Genomic DNA, 17239 nt, shown 5'->3' on the forward strand with positions numbered 1-17239 from the left:
TCAACGTCATCGCTATGACGTGAGACTTCTCATAAATGTCAAAAATGCCGCCTGCCCTTTTTTGTCTCGTTTGAACACCCCTGAATGTGTAAGAATGGTTTTGAAAACATCTCCAAGCGCTTCTTTTAAAATAGGCTGAGCGTTAGTTTGATTCATATCTGGATGACGTCGTTTTAATTCTAGAGCCCAATTTAAATGCTTTGCAATTGGGGCGCGTGAAGCAATGTCCTTTTCTGGATTCGCTGTGAGAAGAGCGGCTGTAAGTTCTTCTAACTCGTCTTTTAACCTGCCTGGAAGAACGGCCAATCCCATCACTTCAATTAATCCGATGTTTTCTTTTTTAATATGATGGACATGATCATGCGGATGAAAAATTCCCATCGGATGGTCTTCAGACGTACGGTTGTTCCGCAATACGATATCCACTTCAAATTTTCCATCTCTCATACGTGCTATTGGTGTTACCGTATGATGCGGTATATCTCCAGTAGTAGAAATAATGTCGACACTTTCATCATTATAGACAGACCATTTTTGAAAAATCATATGACACGCTTCAGCCACTTTTTCTTTATTTTTTCCTTTTACTCTTATGACCGACATCGGCCATCTCAACTTACTGACTATCACATCTTCAAAATCACGAAGCGTCTCTGATTCCTCTTCCTCCGCTCGCGCCATTGGAAATTCGTACTTCCCTGCTTGATAATGATCGTGACTTAAAATCGAGCCGCCAACTATAGGAAGATCTGCATTAGAACCTATAAAGTAGTGAGGAAATTGATTGACAAAGTCAAGGAGCCTATAAAATGTTTTGCCCGTTATTCTCATTGGTTCATGCTTCGCTGATAACACAATGGCATGTTCATGGTAATAGACGTATGGTGAGAATTGAAGGTGCCATTCCTCCCCCTGTAACTGTACTGGTATCGTACGTAAATTTTGACGAGCTGGATGGTTTAACCGCCCTTCATAACCCACGTTCTCTTTGCATAAAACGCAAGAGGGATAATTAGCCGTTGCAGCTTGTTTTGCCGCTTCTATTTCTTTAGGGTCTTTTTCCGGTTTTGAAAGATTAATCGTTATGTCCAGCTTACCGTACTCTGTCTCAGTTCGCCAGCTGACATTTTTTTCGATCCGATCACGTCTTATATAATGAATATCTTTATTCAATTCATAAAACCAGGCAGTTGCCTCTTCTACATTTTCATCCCGTTTTAATTCATGAAAATCAGCCATTACTTCCGATGGCCGTTTCATAAACACAGCCATTAGCTTTGTATCTAACAAATCACGTTCTGTCACTGTATTATTGTTTATTATTCCATTTTCAGCAGCCCAATTTAGAATCTCGTCTAAAATAATAGGGAGCGCTAGATCTTCTGATTCATAGTCGAGGGGTGAGATACGTGATTCGGCTAATTGAAGTATAGCTATCAGTTGATTTTTACAAAAATCAGCATCCTCTGCTTCAATCAATTTTTTCCTTACAGCATAGTGTATAAGTTCGTTTAAATACTTATCAATCATGTTCTCAACCTCCTTTTTTAAGAGTCATAACCTTCAGGGTGGCGCTGATGCCATTGCCATGCTGTTTCAATAATCGTTTCTAAGTCTGCATATTGTGGTGTCCAACCGAGAGTTGATCGTGCTTTCTCTGAAGAGGCTACAAGAACGGCTGGGTCACCACTTCTTCTCGGAGCAATTTCCCGGGAAATGTCTTGTCCTGTCACTTTTTCCACTGTATCAATGACTTCTTTCACACTGAATCCTTGACCGTTACCAAGATTAAACGTATTAGAAGACCCACCTTCTCTTAAATAGGTTAAGGCAAGTAGATGGGCTTGAATTAAATCGTTCACATGAATATAGTCACGAATACACGTGCCGTCCTCTGTGGGGTAATCATCGCCGAACACCATTATTTTGTCACGTTGTCCAAGAGCCACTTGCATGACGATCGGGATGAGGTGCGTTTCCGGTTTATGATCCTCACCGATATCCTGTACTGGATGGGCCCCTGCCACATTAAAGTATCTAAGCGCTACATAAGTCATATCATAAGCTTCAGAACACCACGCTAGCATTCTTTCTATGGCTAACTTAGTTTCACCGTATGGATTTGTCGGTTTTGTTGGTTCTTCTTCTTTAATTGGCACATTTTCCGCCTCACCATATGTGGCAGCTGTTGAAGAAAACACAATATGCTTCACATTGTGTTGATACATTTTTTTCACTAAGGATAATGCCCCTCCTACATTATTGTCATAATAATCAAGTGGCTTTTCCATACTGACTCCGACGAGAGAATCTGCTGCAAAATGGAGAACAGAGTCTATCTTATGCTGAGTAAAAACCGTATCTAATAGCGATTCATCACGTAAATCCCCTTTATAAAAAACGGCTTCCTTTAACACAGCTCCTGCATGGCCAGTTTGTAAATTATCAATGACAACGACGTCTTCACCTGCAGCTATTAATTCTGCTACTGCGTGACTACCTATATAACCTGCTCCACCACACACTAATACTGCCATATGCATCACCTTCCTTATTTAAGCTTTGTAAGCTCCTGAGTTCCTCCGCCAATATCAGCTACATAAAATGTCGTCTCTGTGCCCGTTCTTTGTTTATAAGCTTTCGCAATACGTTCAAGTGTTTCATCTAACCCCTCTTCTTTGACAAGGTTAACAGTACAACCACCAAAACCTGCGCCTGTCATACGCGCACCCAATACATTTTCTTCTTGCCACGCAGATTCTGCAAGTGCATCCAAATGTTCGCCAGTCACTTCATAATCGTCCTTAAGTGACCGATGAGAGGCGTTCATCAGCTCACCAAATGTCACTAAATCACCTTCATTTAATTTTTTGTGAGCCTCAATTGTACGGGCATTTTCTTCCACAGCATGCCTCGCTCTCTTCTTCGCTATAGTATCCGTTATCTTTGACTGATAAGTGTCAAACTGATCTGGAGTAAGTTCACATAAATATCTAATCGATACAGCTTGTTGAAGGTCTGCCAACGCTTTTTCACATTCCTGACGCCGTTCATTATATTTAGAGTCTGCCAAGCCTCTTCGTTGATTAGTGTTGGCAATCACAAGCTTAAACCCATCAAGTTTCATAGGGGCATACTTGTATTCTAATGTGTTACAATCGAGCAAAATAGCATGATCTTCCTTTCCCATCCCAATAGCAAACTGATCCATAATACCGCAATTAACACCAATATACTCATTTTCTGCTCTTTGACAAAGTTCTACCATATCAACACGGTCGATGCCAAAGTCATTCATTGCATCCCATGATACCGCCATGGCCAATTCAATTGAAGCTGAGGAGGAGAGTCCTGCTCCGTTAGGAATATTTCCGTAAAAGTAAGCATCGAAGCCTTTTTCACCTTTGTAACCTGCTTGCTCAAGAACGGTAAGGACACCCTTTGGATAATTGGCCCAGTCATCCTGATCACGAAATGCTAACGCATCTAAATGGCCATCAATAATACCTAATTCTTCAAAGTTAGCTGAAAAAAATCGCAGCTTACGATCGTCACGAGGTTGAATAGCCACATAGTTGCCAACACTCAAGGCACATGGAAACACATAGCCACCATTGTAATCTGTATGTTCGCCAATTAAATTAACTCTCCCAGGAGAAAAGAAAACCCTGGGTTTCTCATTTGTCTTAAATGTTTCCTGAAACCCTTTCACTAACGCTTCCAGCATAAAACCACTCCCTCAATTAAATTTCCCTCTACTTTCTTTATTAATTTATTTAATTAACTATCTATAATGCTATTATATACAATGGCTGTAAAAGATGAAATATGTATTCATAAATTTATTTATTTTTTACACTAGGAGCCTTTAAATCACATATTATAATGAAATTTTTAAGGAGTCATTTAAGAGAACGCACTGATTGGATGTCTCCTAATGTAAAATATTCGATTGTTGAGACAAACTCCTCAAAACAGCTCGTTAAGCAGCACGCTTTGCCTTTACATCATCGCAAGTACGTTTTCCCATAGCTTTTCACAATGCTTTGAGTGTCTGTACTCTAAAAATCAGGGCAACATTCTATAATGAACGTTTAAGTTCTTCTATATAAATCTCTACCTCTTTAATATTAATATCTTCTAGATTAGATAACATGCCTTTAATAACAGGATATCTAGGTGTTTCTCGATCCAGTTCCTCTTCTATCACGTCGAGTGAGACTAGATAGTTTTCGTTCTGAGAACTTTTCCGTAGCTCATCCTTTATTATCGTTACGAGCTCGGTGAGCCTAGCACCCGTAAGTGACACGTTCCCCATATTTCGAGGAGGATTCACGTCGCTCTCTTGTAAGAGAGGCTTTTCGTTACTATTAATCATTCCTTCTACAATATTATCTATGCGATTTACGATATATTTTACTAACTTTTCTATCTGTAGCTCCCTGCCATTTTGTAAAAGCATGCGTATGAATGTATGTGCTATACCTTCTAACATAATAGCCAAATCCCACAAATAGGGTGTCACTTGTTCGCCATATATCATCTGTAAACCACGGCGATAAAATGCTCTTCTTTTAGTTTGTATATGCAAGATCCTTCTTTTAACGGTGGCATTTAACCGTGTAATTTGTTCATAAGCATAGGTGATTATAAATTCTCTATGTTTATAGATCCCTTCATAAAGGTGAGTCAATTGCACAATGAAAGTTTCTCTTGGTTGTAGCTTCATATGATCTACTTCTTGTATACGTTTTTCAATCATGCGATAGTGATGCGTTAATATAGTGACTAACAATGCATCCTTTGATTTAAAATACGAATAGAAGGATCCTTTAGAAATGCCACATTCATCTACGATATCTTGAACAGAAGTAGCCTCAAAGCCTTTTTCAGAGAAAAGCTTCATGCCCGCTTCCTGAATACGCTCCTCTTTATGCTGATCCACGGAGATCCCCCCTTTTTATACCCTTGCTCTCACATTTATTGACTCATCGGTCATTATCAGTATACCTTTATTAAAATAGACCGTCAAAAAGAAGATTTTTCTTGCTATAATAAATGTGTTAGGCTAAACTAATTAAAATGACCAGATAGTCAAATAATGATACAAGCAACTACCTAATCGTATGTATGAAGACGATAATCACTTTACTTAAAAAATGGCTACGATAGTTAGAAGTAGATGTTAATTACTAGAGGGATGTGTGATGCTCATGAAATTTAAAATGGTCGATTTACCGGGAGTCGGTAAGAAATTAACTTTCATTAACGGAAAGAACCAAATGATGGGGATGGTCATTCACCATAGCGGGAAACGTGAACTCTATTTCTTCGAAGATGCCGACGATGACGAAGCAGTCTTTACCTTTGATTTGTCATCTGAAGAAACGAGACATTTAGGCACACAATTATTAAGTGCCACACTGGATCCAGTTATGAATGAAAAAATAGAAAGGCTACAAATCTTACGTAAAAAAGTGATTGTTGAATGGCTTGAGATAAGTAAGAAATCATCATTATTAGGGGCGTCATATGAGACACTCACAAACATGTTGCCTAGTGGTGTCTCCATCGTCGGTATTTTCCATGATGACGAGTTTGAAGTGGACCCACCAAATGATATGGCGATGCAACAAGGTCATACAATTATGATTGTGGGAAAAAGGGATCCTGTCGAAGCATTCATTGACCTTTGTGAAAGTGAGGATGATTAATAGTTATGGCTCTTCCTGAATTATTTGGAGCTGGAATCGTTCTTCTTCTTTTATTTTTCACAGGCTTTTTTGGTGCAAAAATGAAGATTCCCGATGTCATCGTTTATATTTTATTAGGAATTGTTGTTAGTGGTTTTTTATATGAATCACACACCTTACATTTTGCAGGAGAAATAGGCATTGTATTACTTTTCTTTATGTTAGGTATGGAATTTCCAATTAAACAATTAATGAGTGTGGCTAAAAAAGTGATGGGGGCTGGTATCCTGGATGTAGTGTTAAGCTTCGGCATCACTACCGGTATATGCCTTTTAATGGGTGTAGACGTGATTTCTTCTTTACTCATTGGAGGCGTTGCTTATGCCACCAGCTCTTCGATTACAGCAAAAATGCTGGAAAGTTCAAAACGCATGGCCAATCCTGAATCAGAATTTATGCTCGGACTTCTCATTTTTGAAGACTTAGTCGCACCTATTCTAGTAGCGGTTCTCGTTGGACTCACAGCAGGAACAGCTATTACAACTGGCACGTTATCAATACTAGTATTAAAAGTAATTTTATTAGTTGCCGGTGCTGTGTTACTTGGTTACTTCCTGTTTAGTAAGCTAGGGCCTTTTTTCGACCGCCATATGACGTCAGATGTCTTTATTTTATTCGTTATCGGTGTCGCCCTTTCGTATGGCGGATTAGCTTTATATCTTGATTTATCAGAAGTACTAGGCGCATTTTTAGCTGGCATTATGTTAGCAGAAGTCCGTAGAACCCACGAACTTGAAAAACTTGTTGTTCAATTTAGAGATCTATTATTACCGCTTTTCTTCTTATATTTCGGGACGACGATCAGCTTTAGTGAAGGCATTCCGATGGTTGGCTTACTATTACTTATTACTGTTTGGTCAATCGCTGCAAAGATCATTGTTGGATTTATCGGTGGTCAATGGTATGGTTTGTCCAAGAGAGTGTCATTAAGAGCAGGCCTTTCACTCACACAAAGAGGGGAGTTTTCTATTATTATCGCTACCCTTGCCGCTGGTTCGATTAAAGCATTCAGTAGTGTCTTCATTTTATCATCTGCTATTATCGGTATCATTTTATTTCAATGTGCCCCGATGATATCTCGTAAGCTATATGGACGAAAAAAATTACGAGAACAAAGTGCCATGTGAGAAAGTTTTTAATTATATAGTTGAATCGATTTCATAAATCATGGTTACATCGTTATTTTCGAAAGTTATGATTCTTTTCACTACAGATGGCCGCTTTCCGTGGGGCTCGTCTTCAACTGATTCTGCCTTTGTAAAGCTCAGTCAGAATAGATTTTCAGATGGCGCTTCTTCCCACAGGAATCGCCACCTTTCGTTCCAATTCTCCGTTTCTAATAACCAACATTTATTGTTAATTTCCAATAATAGTCGTTATAAGCATGACCTTGCATTATGACATTCATTCAGTTAAATAGAATCATCAAATAAATACCCTGATCATTGCCAGCACCAACAATGATCAGGGTTCTTCAATTCAATCCTATTCTTTTTCTGTTACGGGAATGACCGTTCGTTTCATAAAGAGCGCTAAAATAAATGCTACGATGGCAAAAATGAAGCCTACTTGAAATGACCTTTGAACACCCGCTGTAAGGGCATTAGAAAGTGCGAGCTGTGAAGAGGGATCACTAACACCCTCTAAATACCGTGCTTGCCCAGCAGACATAACCCCAATAAATAAGGCGATGCCAATTGCTCCACTAATTTGCATCAACGTATTAATAACAGCAGTGCCATGTGGATAATAGTCTGGCGGCAGTTGATTTAAGCCATTCGTTTGACCTGGCATCATAACCATGGCTACCCCTATCATTAATAAACTATGCAAGATAATAAACATATAGACAGGCGTATCAGCCGACACGTTAGTAAAGAGAAACATCACACAGACTAGCAACAGCGTCCCAGGAATAACGAGAACCCGCGGTCCAAAGCGGTCAAAAATTTTACCTGCAATCGGCGACATGAGGCCATTTAAGATTCCTCCAGGTAATAACGCTAATCCTGCAGCTGCAGCTGCCAAAGCTAACGGTCCCTGTAAGAATAACGGTAAGATAATCATCGTAGAAAACATCGTCATCATCATAATGATTAATAATGCCGTCGTCAAAGAAAACATTGGTGATTTAAATACACGGAATTCAAGAATAGGGTCCTTTAATTTTAATTGACGTGTTATAAACAATGTCAATGAAACAAGGCTGACGATAATCGGCAGATATACCTCTGGGCTTGACCAACCTGCTTCCCCCTCACCAACGCTACTAAAGCCGAAAACCATACCACCAAAACCTAGCGTTGACAGAATGATTGATAGCACATCTACTCGAGGTCTCGTCACATTCGAGACATTTTTCAAATATACAAAGGCAAACGTAATCGAAATAAGTGCGAATGGGATGACGATAATAAACAACCAGCGCCAATTCAATGATTCTATAATTAGTCCGGAAAGGGTAGGACCAATAGCAGGAGCGAACATTATAACAAGCCCCACCATCCCCATTGCCCCACCCCTTTTTTCTGGAGGGAATAAAAATAGGATGGTGTTCATCATGACAGGTAATAAAAGGCCTGTCCCCGCAGCTTGAATCAAGCGCCCTACAAAAAGAACACTAAAGGTAGGAGCTACAGCACATAGTATCGTTCCAATTGTAAATATAATCATGGCGCCAATAAACATCTGTCTCGTTGTAAACCATTGGACTAACAAAGCTGAAATGGGTACTAGTACGCCTACTACTAGCATAAAACCTGTCGTGAGCCACTGTACTGTTGATGCAGTGATTTGAAAAGTCCCCATTAAATCTGTATAAGCTACGTTTAATAAGGTTTCATTTAATATGGCAAAAAACACACCCATAATAAGAGATATCATAATAGGCATTTTCTTCACATCTGTCTTGTTGATGACGTTTATATCATGTTCTGGTATGGAAGTATTCATAACTAATTGCGGTGTCTCTCCAACTAAATAGCACCGCCTGTCCCCCTTTATGTAGTCGATTCTCAGCTTAAATTGACAAGATGATGACTCACTACTAATGGCATCACTTGTCTACTGTCATTTGTTGTTACGCCAAATGTTCCAATGTTATTCTTTCTTCGATGAAAGCGCTCATGGTTGTTCCCTATGACGAATCACCACAATTATTACTCCCCCTGCTAGTGTTTATCTGCCTTCACACGTTACTTACCAGCAATGTTCCCATAACGAATAGGGCTACAGCCCATCTTCTCTTCAAGATCATAAAGCTCTTTTGCAAGAATTTTAAAAAGATATTCAGCTGGCCGATTCATCCATCATGTTTGAGGCATCACTCACACATGGTTCATTTTCTTTTTTAAAATAATAATAAAGCCATGACTTTAGTGGACTACGCTCTTTTAATTACTTGATTCAAACTTGTTCCGTGGTACTCTTTCTTATGACATATGTAGCCTGCTGCCTCTATATACCCTCTCAATTGAGAGAGTTTTTATCTTCTTATAGTGACTACTATCTCTTTTAACAATCAGTCTATATTATAATGTTACATTAAGAAGAAGACGTCAATACTTTTTACATATAGCGTATTGCACCGCCTAATTAAAATTATATCGGTCCTGCAAAGAAAAGCTCCACTACTATTTCTCTTCAAATCAAAACCATCAGTACACAATGGTACTGATGGTTTTGATGCTACTCTCTACGCTTCTCTAACATGACAAATGAGCAACTGAGCTTATTTTCACGCAGTCCTATTTCCTTTTATCCTTTAGTGTCAGCTTGCTTTCTCCCGAAATAAAACAACCCTAGTATTAACCAACCCGTCATGATAACAGCTGCTACTATAAGAGTTAGTACAGGCCCAACCGCTACAATAAGTGGTACGGATGCCGCTGTTACCAAGCCACCTCCGACAAAAATATCAAGAAGCAACTGTTTATAACTAAAACCTTCCTTTGCAGGAGATTTTGTATCAGGGTCAGCTAATTTGATGAGTAATAGGCCTGCCGCTGACATCCCCATTGCTTGACCTAAATCACCAATTGCTCGTTCAAACCAATAATCTGGCATAATCCAAGGGGCGATGACTAAAAAGGCAAATAAATTCCATCCAATGGCAAATACCGCCATTAACAAGAAAGGCCAGATGTACTCTCCGATAACACTTAACGAGAGAGTTGCAATAGCCGCAGCGATTAGTAAATCTAGTGCCAGTCCTTGTATCCGATTAACAACTCCCCTATCTACGACGTTATGGGAAACACATTTATCTAAAAACAATTGCACGATAACAGCCCCAATCATCGCTAATGGGAAAAGAGGGAGGTGAGTTACTATCTCAATATTATCAATCCAAAATGCTTCTTCTATCAAGATAAGGCCTTCAAGCATCACATACCCAAGGGCTATTGCCACTCCAATATACCCTAAATGAACGGTGAGTGTTTCAATGAATTCGGAGTGGGTCGTTTTTTTCCCTGCTGGTTCATCGTCTTGATTTTCTTTAGTTATCAAGCCACGTTTTCGTTCATCAGATATATCTGATGGTTTATTTAGAACCTCTGTTTTACCACGCCGAGCACCCCAATTAATGAGAATCATCCCGATAAATACACCACTTAACACCCCTATCGTTGCCAAGCCTACAGCTAAATCCCGTCCCTCTTCAAAGCCAACACCTTCAAAGGTCTCTGCCAACCCCGCAGCTGTCCCATGTCCACCCACAAAACTGATTTCAAGCAGGGCTCCAGCTGCAGGGTTCATGCCGAACAGCGGTGTTAAAAGCACTAGTGCCAAGGTGATACCTACCACATATTGCCCCCATGAAATCACGTGCGCAAACGTGATTTGAGGACCAGAAATTTTCCACATTTTCTTCACTGACGGCAAGGTCATTCCCAAAAATAAAGAAGCAAAAATAACGTTAATAAGTAAGTCAGGCAGCGTACTCCACACCTCTATCATGGCTTCTGGAAATATCCCTCCGTTATCAAAGAAATGCACACCAGTTAACCCCATTACTTCTGGACCGAACAGCAACCCAAGTAATCCAGCGATCATCGAACTAGGAATAAAAAACGTTTGAAAAAAAGGGGTAAAAACTCTAAGCCATTTCCCTATAAGCAACAAGATCCCAAGAATAATAAAACTAAAACCTACAACTTCTGGTGAAAGTGCCATCCATCATTCCTCCTACTTCAAGTAACGAAACCTTACGTATTACATAACCAGACACAGCTTATCTAAAACTTTTTAGGGACCTTCATATTCCTAAAAGGTTTCACTATACCAATGGCAGCAGAGCTGGTAATCTATAATGTGGGCTTGAAGTCATTTTTGAAGGAGAATACAAATGAGATATTACACACATATCACCACATCCTTATCAACTATCATTCTCGTGGGGGATGTTTTACCGGTCACTATCCCCCTCGATTCTGCAATAGCGCTATCCGGATTGGTAATCGGTTCGGTTTTACCTGATATCGACGAAAGTCGGTCATGGATCGGCCGACGTATCCCCGTCATCTCAACTGTGATAAATGGTGTATTCGGACACCGCGGGCTCACTCACTCCGGGCTGATCTTGCTTTTGCTTGTGGCCGGCCTTTTTCATTTCCCTCATGCCTTTTTACAAGCGATGTTTACAGGAGCCATTTTGCACATTGTTGCCGATTTCTTTTCGGTTGGCGGTGTTCCGCTATTCTATCCTTTCTCCAAGAAACGCTCACAAGTGGGTCTTTACAAAACAGGCACTTGGAGTGAAGGTCTTCTTTTTCTTATCGGATTAGCTGTTATTGTTTCTGCCTTATTAATGTAGTTTCATATAGCCATTTAACAGCTGACTATCTGTACACACCATCTTACTAATGATTAGTGATTTTCTAACTAACTATTACTTACATATCACCTTTTTAACTATTCCTGTGACTAAAAAATTTATTAAACATATACTTTGACAATCAATAAGGAGTTGTGTATACTTCCTTTTCGTAAGCAACTATTTTTTTTATGTTTAGGCAAGTACCACGTTAAATGCTATTATGCGTAAAATTTATGTAGTTTGACATTGTCAGCTCACATGTTGCTTCATAAACTAATTTTAAAAAAAAACGGAGGAAACAAATATGGCAAACGTATTATTTATCAAAGCGAATTCTCGCCCAGCCGATCAAGCAATTAGTGTTAAACTTTACAACTCTTTTGTAGAAAGCTATAAACAAGCTCACCCAGAAGATACAATAACAGAACTAGACTTATTCAAAGAAAATCTTCCATATTATGATACTGATAAAATCAATGGTATGTTTAAACTAGCACAAGGTATGGAATTAACAGATGCTGAAAAACAAGCTACTGACCTCGTCACTAGCTATTTAAATCAGTTCCTTGAAGCTGATAAAGTCGTATTCGCTTTCCCACTTTGGAACTTCACCGTTCCAGCTGTGCTTCATACTTATATGGACTACTTGGCACAAGCAGGTAAAACATTTAAATACACTGAGCAAGGCCCTGTTGGGTTACTAACTGACAAAAAAGTTGCCTTGCTAAACGCTCGCGGTGGCGTCTACTCTGAAGGCCCTGCTGCTGCCAATGAAATGGCTGTTAATTTCATTTCAGGTATGCTTCAATTCTGGGGTGTTTCAGATATCGAAAAAGTGATTGTAGAAGGGCATAACCAATTCCCTGATAAAGCTGAAAGCATCGTAGAAGAAGGCGTGCAAAAAGCTGCTGAACTAGCAAAACAGTTCTAATATCATCATATATCTGTTCATGATTGAACGGCCCCTTCAGTTGATAAGACTAAGTTAAACAACTGAAGGGGCATTTTTAATTTGATACCACGAGAAAGACCCGTCTGGAACGGGAATCAATGTCTTACTCGTTTTTACTGCTCAATCTTCGTTGTATGATGAAATTAATTCAACTAAAAAACAATTTAAAGAACCCCATACTAAATAAGATACAAAACGGTAAAAGTGTTCCGTACTGCTGGAATTTATACATAGAAGCTCTATAAGCCACATAAAGACCGAATAAAAAAAATAACGCAAATAGGCCTCCTGCAATAAAGGGAAAATACCGCCCTGCTGTATCAAATCCTGCCAATAGGCCAATTCCGATATTATCGATGTTAATAATAATAAACAACTTCAACGCAACTGCTTTTTGGAAAATCCCTTTCGTGTCAATTAAATGATAGACACTCAAGATGAGAAGAAACACACCAGATATTTTATTAAATACATAAAAGGGAATAACCTCATCTAATGCTTGCCCAACGTGATAAAAAAGCCATAGAACCGCTCCCGTACCGATAGATAAGAGAAGAAAATGGGTCAGTGGAAAGTAATGACGCCGATAACCGATAATCCAGCCCCATATAAACCCATCTAGGGCAATGAAAAAAACTAAAAATATACTGGATAAAAACGTCATAAGCTGTCCACCACCTTTTATTACACTTTATGTTAAACATCCTCAAAGAAGACGCAGTAATTTCACAGTCATACTCTATTAGTCATTAAATATTTAAGCCAATGTTCTACACGGCTCAGTCAAACGCCTTGAGTCACTATTTCTTACTATTTCTAAATCCCCTTCTCTCAACACGCAAGCTCATCAAGATGTATACTAACTTCATTTTTGACCTGTTAGCTTTAAATCATCAGTCATATGGCAGAAACGTGCTGAGCTTGCGAGTGTATGTCAGCGCTTGATGTTTTTGATCAGCTACTTATCATACTTCTTTCATTTTCATGCTTTCAACCAGCAGATCACATGGCTCAAGTAACTAGCCAGAACCCCTTATACCTTTTCATAAAACGAACCTTCAATCAATCAGTACCGTCGTTCTTCTCCCACTGATTGGTAGTTGAGTCAATCTGGACACATCGCCCGTTGCCTCCCACCTATGTAGATGCTATTTTATAGCAGGCAGGTTTACGGATGGTTATCTGTAACAAATTGTGACAACGATTTGAACTATACGATAAAGGGTTTATTTTTTTGCTGATTGTGGAAATTAAATACTAGCTTGAAAATATTGCGTACGAAAGGATGACGATGAATGGATGCAAAAATGAAAGAACTCATTGACGGCCTAAACGAAGATCTTGCTAATGAATATGCCGCTGTTATTATGTACACTTACAATGCTGCGGTGGTGTCTGGCCTTTATCGCCAAGTTTTAAAGCCTTTTTTTGAAGGGGAAGTCAAAGACGAAACTGGACACGCCCTCTATCTTTCTGAAAAAATTAAGACGTTGGGAGGGCAACCTACCACAACGCCGGCTAACGTCAAACAGCTGACTGACGTGAAGGACATGATAGAAGAAGCCCATAAAGCCGAGAAAGAAACGATTGATCGTTACGAACAGCGTAAGGAACAAGCTGAAGCTCTCGGATTAACAGAGCTCGTTGTCAAGTTAGATGATTTTATTGCAGATGAAACCCTGCATAAAGAAGAAATGGAACGCTTGCTTGACGATCCACGACTCTAATAATTAGAACTGATTCGTCTCGTCTTTTCTGAAAGACGAGATGTTTTAATAGGCGTGTCATCTTCACTATTAAAGTCTGTTTTCTTTCAATAACAAACGCCCCTTCGATCAGTATGTGTTTTCATCCTTCCTACTGATTGGGAGCCGTTAGCTCACCCCTATATAGCTTTCGTCCTCCTCTCTATTTTGATCCGGAAGCTTTACTTACGATTATCTAGAACTGTTCTTCAGCTCACCGCTCACATATCTAAATGACGCTATTTAGTTTGTAATAGCTCCTTCATGCCAAGCCGCCCACACATGCTCACCCCTAAACAACCTACCAAGGGGCAAACTTATATAGATTTTGAAAAATATCTGTCTTTCTCTCTCCTCCTCTACTATGTTTATGTTAATCCTAGAGTTTCTATCTTCTTTTTTGTGTGTTACGGTGTAAGGGGAAAGGAGGGCTAGCATGGTATTATCTAGTGCAAGACTTAAATTATCTGCTTGTTCACCTGATCTTATTTCATTCATGAAAAAAAGCCATTATCATTCCTATCCTCACATTCAAGCCCACTTAGAAACTCTTGCCCGAGACAAAGAAGCCTATGGTTGGGGCCCTTGGCTCATCATTTCTAAGGAGACTTCTCACATTATAGGTGATATAGGTTTTAAAGGTAAACCTGATGATCAGAAAACAGTTGAAGTGGGGTATGGTATTATGCCATCTCATCGAGGCAGAGGGTTTGCTACAGAGGCCTTAAACATGTTAATTAATTGGGCATTTAAAACCAATAAAGTAAGTGAAATTAATGCCCAGTGCCGTCACGACAATCAGGCTTCTATTAACGTGTTAAAAAGGGTTAATATGATAAAATTAAAAGAAGAACACCAGATGATCTATTGGGCACTATATCGTCATTCGCATTAAAAAGAGTCTGTTTAGTGACCGAAAATGTCACTAAACAGACCCTCTTTAGAAACGGGTTTGACATGCACTTAACAGGAGTTGAATAAGAGTTGGCTGCTTAATTACCACACATAAATAGCCTGGCTCCGTATAGTATAGCCAATTACGCCTAACCGTTTTTCATGTGGCAGATTTACCTATTCAACGGTAGCACAAATAACCAGCTTCCCATTCGAATTTAAAGCATCTACTTCCTCACGGGCAGAAGGGAGTTCAGCTAGAATCTTCTTCACAAATTCACTATGAGGCCCTTGTTCATTCAAGCTATAAAACTTCCATTGACCGTGACTGCGCATTTTTATTAACGAAGTGTCTCTTAGACGTTTTAAATGCTGGCTTACTGCCGGCTGGCTCATGTCTAACAAATCGATGATGTTACAAACACATAATTCTTTTTCATTTAAATACAAAAGGATTTTCAAACGATTCTCGTCATTCATTAGCTTAAATAACTGAGCGTAGTCAGTAAGAGATTTTGAGTTCGCCACTTTCATTTAGAACCCATCCTTTCGATTGTATAAAACGAGCCTTGGATCAGGATTTTACCGGCCGTTAGCTCACGCCTGTATAAATCTATTTTAAGCAGGGAGCTTTACGGAGGCTTACCCTTGATATAAACACTTCCTTATATAAAGAGTTTATCAGCTAAGCTTGTCCTAGGCAAATTAACAGATATGAGCTTCACCATATGCCACGAAAACGCCATTAAGCTGGTTCCTCAAGTCGTTTAATCCGCTATCTCGTAAAGCTAAGCTTCAATCAGTGGGGATTTTACTGCCCTTTAGAGTGGGATAAATCTTCTCCCACTATTTTTGCTTCCAACTCCAACTCAACACCGAATGTTTGCTTCACTGTATCACGGACCATTTCAATTGTCGCAATATAATCTGCCGCTGTTGCATTATTTTTATTCACAATAAAGCCAGCATGCTTAGTCGATACTTCTGCGCCACCGACACCTTTTCCCTGTAACCCACTATCTTGAATGAGCTTTCCCGCATAATAACCAGGCGGACGCTTAAAGACACTACCTACAGACGGGTACTCCAATGGTTGCTTTGATTCTCTGCGAAAAGTAAGATCATCCATTTTTTCTTTAATCTGCGAGGCGTCCCCTTTTTCCAATCTAAAGACAGCCTCCAAAACAATATAATGCTTTTTCCCAATGATACTCGTGCGATAGTCTAAAGCTAAGTCATCCTTGGTAAGTGTGACTAAATCTCCTGTAGGTGTAACAACCTTCACGTGATCAATCACATCCTTAACTTCTCCTCCATATGCACCTGCATTCATAACCATCGCCCCACCTATCGATCCAGGAATGCCACAAGCAAATTCCAGGCCTGTGAGATTGTGTTGGAGAGCTATTTGTGCAGCATGAATAATACCAGCTCCTCCTTGAGCAATCAGCTGGGTTCCTTCTACACGCACTTCTGCTAAATGGGACATATACATTACTAACCCACGTATGCCACCATCTTTCACGATCATATTAGAGCCGTTCCCTAGAAGCATAAACGGCAGATTGTATCTAGCTTTTAACCGGACAACTTCCGCTACTTGCTCATAGGTTTGCGGCGTCACAAATATATCTGCTTTTCCACCAATCTTTGTTAATGTATGGTTAGACATCGGTTCATCTATAAAAACGTTATTTTCTCCACAAATTGCTTTTAATTCTTTATATATCGTCATGATTATTTTCCCTCTTTTTCAAAGTATGTTAAGATCAGCCGTTAAGCAGGGCCAGTCTTTTAAAGCAAGCATACAGACTCTTTCATTTTAATAAACGCACCTTCAATCAGTGGGCGTTTTCGTCCTTCCCTCACTGATTGTTAGTTGAGTGAAGCAGGACATTACCGGGCGTTAGTTCTCCTCTCTATTTTGGGTAGAGAGGTTTACGGACGGTTATCTGTGATAAAAAACTCATCAATCATAAAGTATAATGAAAAATGCGCAAAACCGCCAGATGTAAGTGGCACAATTATCTCACATTTTTATCATATGAACTTTTTACTCGTCTAATCCTTTTTTATT

General features: G+C 39.4%; 15 protein-coding genes. 6 read left to right on the forward strand and 9 right to left on the reverse strand.

Annotated features, from left to right (window positions below; translation table 11 throughout):
• Positions 1–12 precede the first annotated feature (12 nt).
• From galT to BK581_RS10305, 4 genes are all read right to left on the reverse strand, one after another.
• Positions 13–1530, reverse strand: a complete 1518-nt coding sequence (galT, locus tag BK581_RS10290; RefSeq protein ID WP_078578082.1) for a UDP-glucose--hexose-1-phosphate uridylyltransferase — start codon at positions 1528–1530, stop codon at positions 13–15.
• 17 nt (positions 1531–1547) lie between these two features.
• Positions 1548–2537, reverse strand: coding sequence for a UDP-glucose 4-epimerase GalE (gene galE / locus BK581_RS10295; RefSeq protein WP_078578083.1), 990 nt, complete (start codon positions 2535–2537; stop codon positions 1548–1550).
• 14 nt (positions 2538–2551) lie between these two features.
• Positions 2552–3727, reverse strand: a complete 1176-nt coding sequence (locus BK581_RS10300; protein ID WP_078578084.1) for a galactokinase — start codon at positions 3725–3727, stop codon at positions 2552–2554.
• Positions 3728–4081: 354 nt separating this feature from the next.
• Positions 4082–4945 (reverse strand): TetR/AcrR family transcriptional regulator, encoded by an 864-nt coding sequence (locus BK581_RS10305; protein ID WP_078578085.1) that lies wholly within the window; start codon positions 4943–4945, stop codon positions 4082–4084.
• Positions 4946–5207: 262 nt separating this feature from the next.
• Between BK581_RS10305 and BK581_RS10310 the strand changes: the two genes are divergently transcribed.
• The gene (locus BK581_RS10310) at positions 5208–5714 is read left to right on the forward strand and encodes a cation:proton antiporter regulatory subunit (RefSeq protein ID WP_245828996.1); all 507 of its coding nucleotides are present in this window, start codon (positions 5208–5210) and stop codon (positions 5712–5714) included.
• Positions 5715–5719: 5 nt separating this feature from the next.
• The gene (locus BK581_RS10315; RefSeq protein WP_078578086.1) at positions 5720–6880 is read left to right on the forward strand and encodes a cation:proton antiporter; all 1161 of its coding nucleotides are present in this window, start codon (positions 5720–5722) and stop codon (positions 6878–6880) included.
• A 358-nt stretch (positions 6881–7238) separates the two neighbouring features.
• Here the strand turns inward: BK581_RS10315 and BK581_RS10320 are convergent, their stop codons facing one another.
• Together BK581_RS10320 and BK581_RS10325 are read right to left on the reverse strand one after the other, a co-directional pair.
• Complete coding sequence (locus BK581_RS10320) at positions 7239–8705, reverse strand: DHA2 family efflux MFS transporter permease subunit (protein ID WP_078578087.1); 1467 nt, start codon at positions 8703–8705, stop codon at positions 7239–7241.
• A gap of 804 nt (positions 8706–9509) precedes the next feature.
• Entirely contained in the window at positions 9510–10928 is a 1419-nt protein-coding gene (locus BK581_RS10325; protein WP_078578088.1) for a sodium/glutamate symporter, read from the reverse strand.
• Positions 10929–11100: 172 nt separating this feature from the next.
• On the opposite strand from BK581_RS10325, the gene BK581_RS10330 reads away from it, so the two are divergent.
• Together BK581_RS10330 and BK581_RS10335 are read left to right on the forward strand one after the other, a co-directional pair.
• The gene (locus BK581_RS10330) at positions 11101–11568 is read left to right on the forward strand and encodes a metal-dependent hydrolase (RefSeq protein ID WP_078578089.1); all 468 of its coding nucleotides are present in this window, start codon (positions 11101–11103) and stop codon (positions 11566–11568) included.
• Between the two features lie 307 nt (positions 11569–11875).
• Positions 11876–12502 carry an FMN-dependent NADH-azoreductase gene (locus BK581_RS10335; RefSeq protein WP_078578090.1) on the forward strand — a complete coding sequence of 209 codons (627 nt, stop codon included), beginning with the start codon at positions 11876–11878 and terminating at the stop codon, positions 12500–12502.
• 169 nt (positions 12503–12671) lie between these two features.
• Here the strand turns inward: BK581_RS10335 and BK581_RS10340 are convergent, their stop codons facing one another.
• The gene (locus BK581_RS10340) at positions 12672–13187 is read right to left on the reverse strand and encodes a hypothetical protein (protein ID WP_078578091.1); all 516 of its coding nucleotides are present in this window, start codon (positions 13185–13187) and stop codon (positions 12672–12674) included.
• A gap of 631 nt (positions 13188–13818) precedes the next feature.
• Here BK581_RS10340 and BK581_RS10345 point away from each other — a divergent pair.
• Both BK581_RS10345 and BK581_RS10350 read left to right on the forward strand, forming a co-directional pair.
• Positions 13819–14250 (forward strand): ferritin-like domain-containing protein, encoded by a 432-nt coding sequence (locus BK581_RS10345; RefSeq protein ID WP_078578092.1) that lies wholly within the window; start codon positions 13819–13821, stop codon positions 14248–14250.
• A gap of 454 nt (positions 14251–14704) precedes the next feature.
• Positions 14705–15163 (forward strand): GNAT family N-acetyltransferase, encoded by a 459-nt coding sequence (locus BK581_RS10350; protein WP_078578093.1) that lies wholly within the window; start codon positions 14705–14707, stop codon positions 15161–15163.
• Between the two features lie 176 nt (positions 15164–15339).
• Here BK581_RS10350 and BK581_RS10355 read toward each other — a convergent pair whose 3' ends face one another.
• Positions 15340–15696 (reverse strand): ArsR/SmtB family transcription factor, encoded by a 357-nt coding sequence (locus BK581_RS10355; protein ID WP_078578094.1) that lies wholly within the window; start codon positions 15694–15696, stop codon positions 15340–15342.
• A gap of 277 nt (positions 15697–15973) precedes the next feature.
• Positions 15974–16897, reverse strand: coding sequence for a UDP-N-acetylmuramate dehydrogenase (murB, locus tag BK581_RS10360; RefSeq protein WP_078578095.1), 924 nt, complete (start codon positions 16895–16897; stop codon positions 15974–15976).
• Positions 16898–17239 lie beyond the last annotated feature (342 nt).

It is taken from the genome of Salipaludibacillus agaradhaerens (assembly GCF_002019735.1).
Taxonomy (GTDB): domain Bacteria; phylum Bacillota; class Bacilli; order Bacillales; family Salisediminibacteriaceae; genus Salipaludibacillus; species Salipaludibacillus agaradhaerens.

Excerpts from the sequence above, each read along its gene's own strand:
- galT (WP_078578082.1), bottom strand. The coding sequence starts at position 1,530 with ATGATTGATAAGTATTTAAACGAACTTATACACTATGCTGTAAGGAAA.
- galE (WP_078578083.1), bottom strand. The coding sequence starts at position 2,537 with ATGGCAGTATTAGTGTGTGGTGGAGCAGGTTATATAGGTAGTCACGCA.
- BK581_RS10300 (WP_078578084.1), bottom strand. The coding sequence starts at position 3,727 with ATGCTGGAAGCGTTAGTGAAAGGGTTTCAGGAAACATTTAAGACAAAT.
- BK581_RS10310 (WP_245828996.1), top strand. The coding sequence starts at position 5,208 with ATGCTCATGAAATTTAAAATGGTCGATTTACCGGGAGTCGGTAAGAAA.
- BK581_RS10315 (WP_078578086.1), top strand. The coding sequence starts at position 5,720 with ATGGCTCTTCCTGAATTATTTGGAGCTGGAATCGTTCTTCTTCTTTTA.
- BK581_RS10320 (WP_078578087.1), bottom strand. The coding sequence starts at position 8,705 with ATGAATACTTCCATACCAGAACATGATATAAACGTCATCAACAAGACA.
- BK581_RS10325 (WP_078578088.1), bottom strand. The coding sequence starts at position 10,928 with ATGGCACTTTCACCAGAAGTTGTAGGTTTTAGTTTTATTATTCTTGGG.
- BK581_RS10330 (WP_078578089.1), top strand. The coding sequence starts at position 11,101 with ATGAGATATTACACACATATCACCACATCCTTATCAACTATCATTCTC.
- BK581_RS10335 (WP_078578090.1), top strand. The coding sequence starts at position 11,876 with ATGGCAAACGTATTATTTATCAAAGCGAATTCTCGCCCAGCCGATCAA.
- BK581_RS10340 (WP_078578091.1), bottom strand. The coding sequence starts at position 13,187 with ATGACGTTTTTATCCAGTATATTTTTAGTTTTTTTCATTGCCCTAGAT.
- BK581_RS10345 (WP_078578092.1), top strand. The coding sequence starts at position 13,819 with ATGGATGCAAAAATGAAAGAACTCATTGACGGCCTAAACGAAGATCTT.
- BK581_RS10350 (WP_078578093.1), top strand. The coding sequence starts at position 14,705 with ATGGTATTATCTAGTGCAAGACTTAAATTATCTGCTTGTTCACCTGAT.
- BK581_RS10355 (WP_078578094.1), bottom strand. The coding sequence starts at position 15,696 with ATGAAAGTGGCGAACTCAAAATCTCTTACTGACTACGCTCAGTTATTT.
- murB (WP_078578095.1), bottom strand. The coding sequence starts at position 16,897 with ATGACGATATATAAAGAATTAAAAGCAATTTGTGGAGAAAATAACGTT.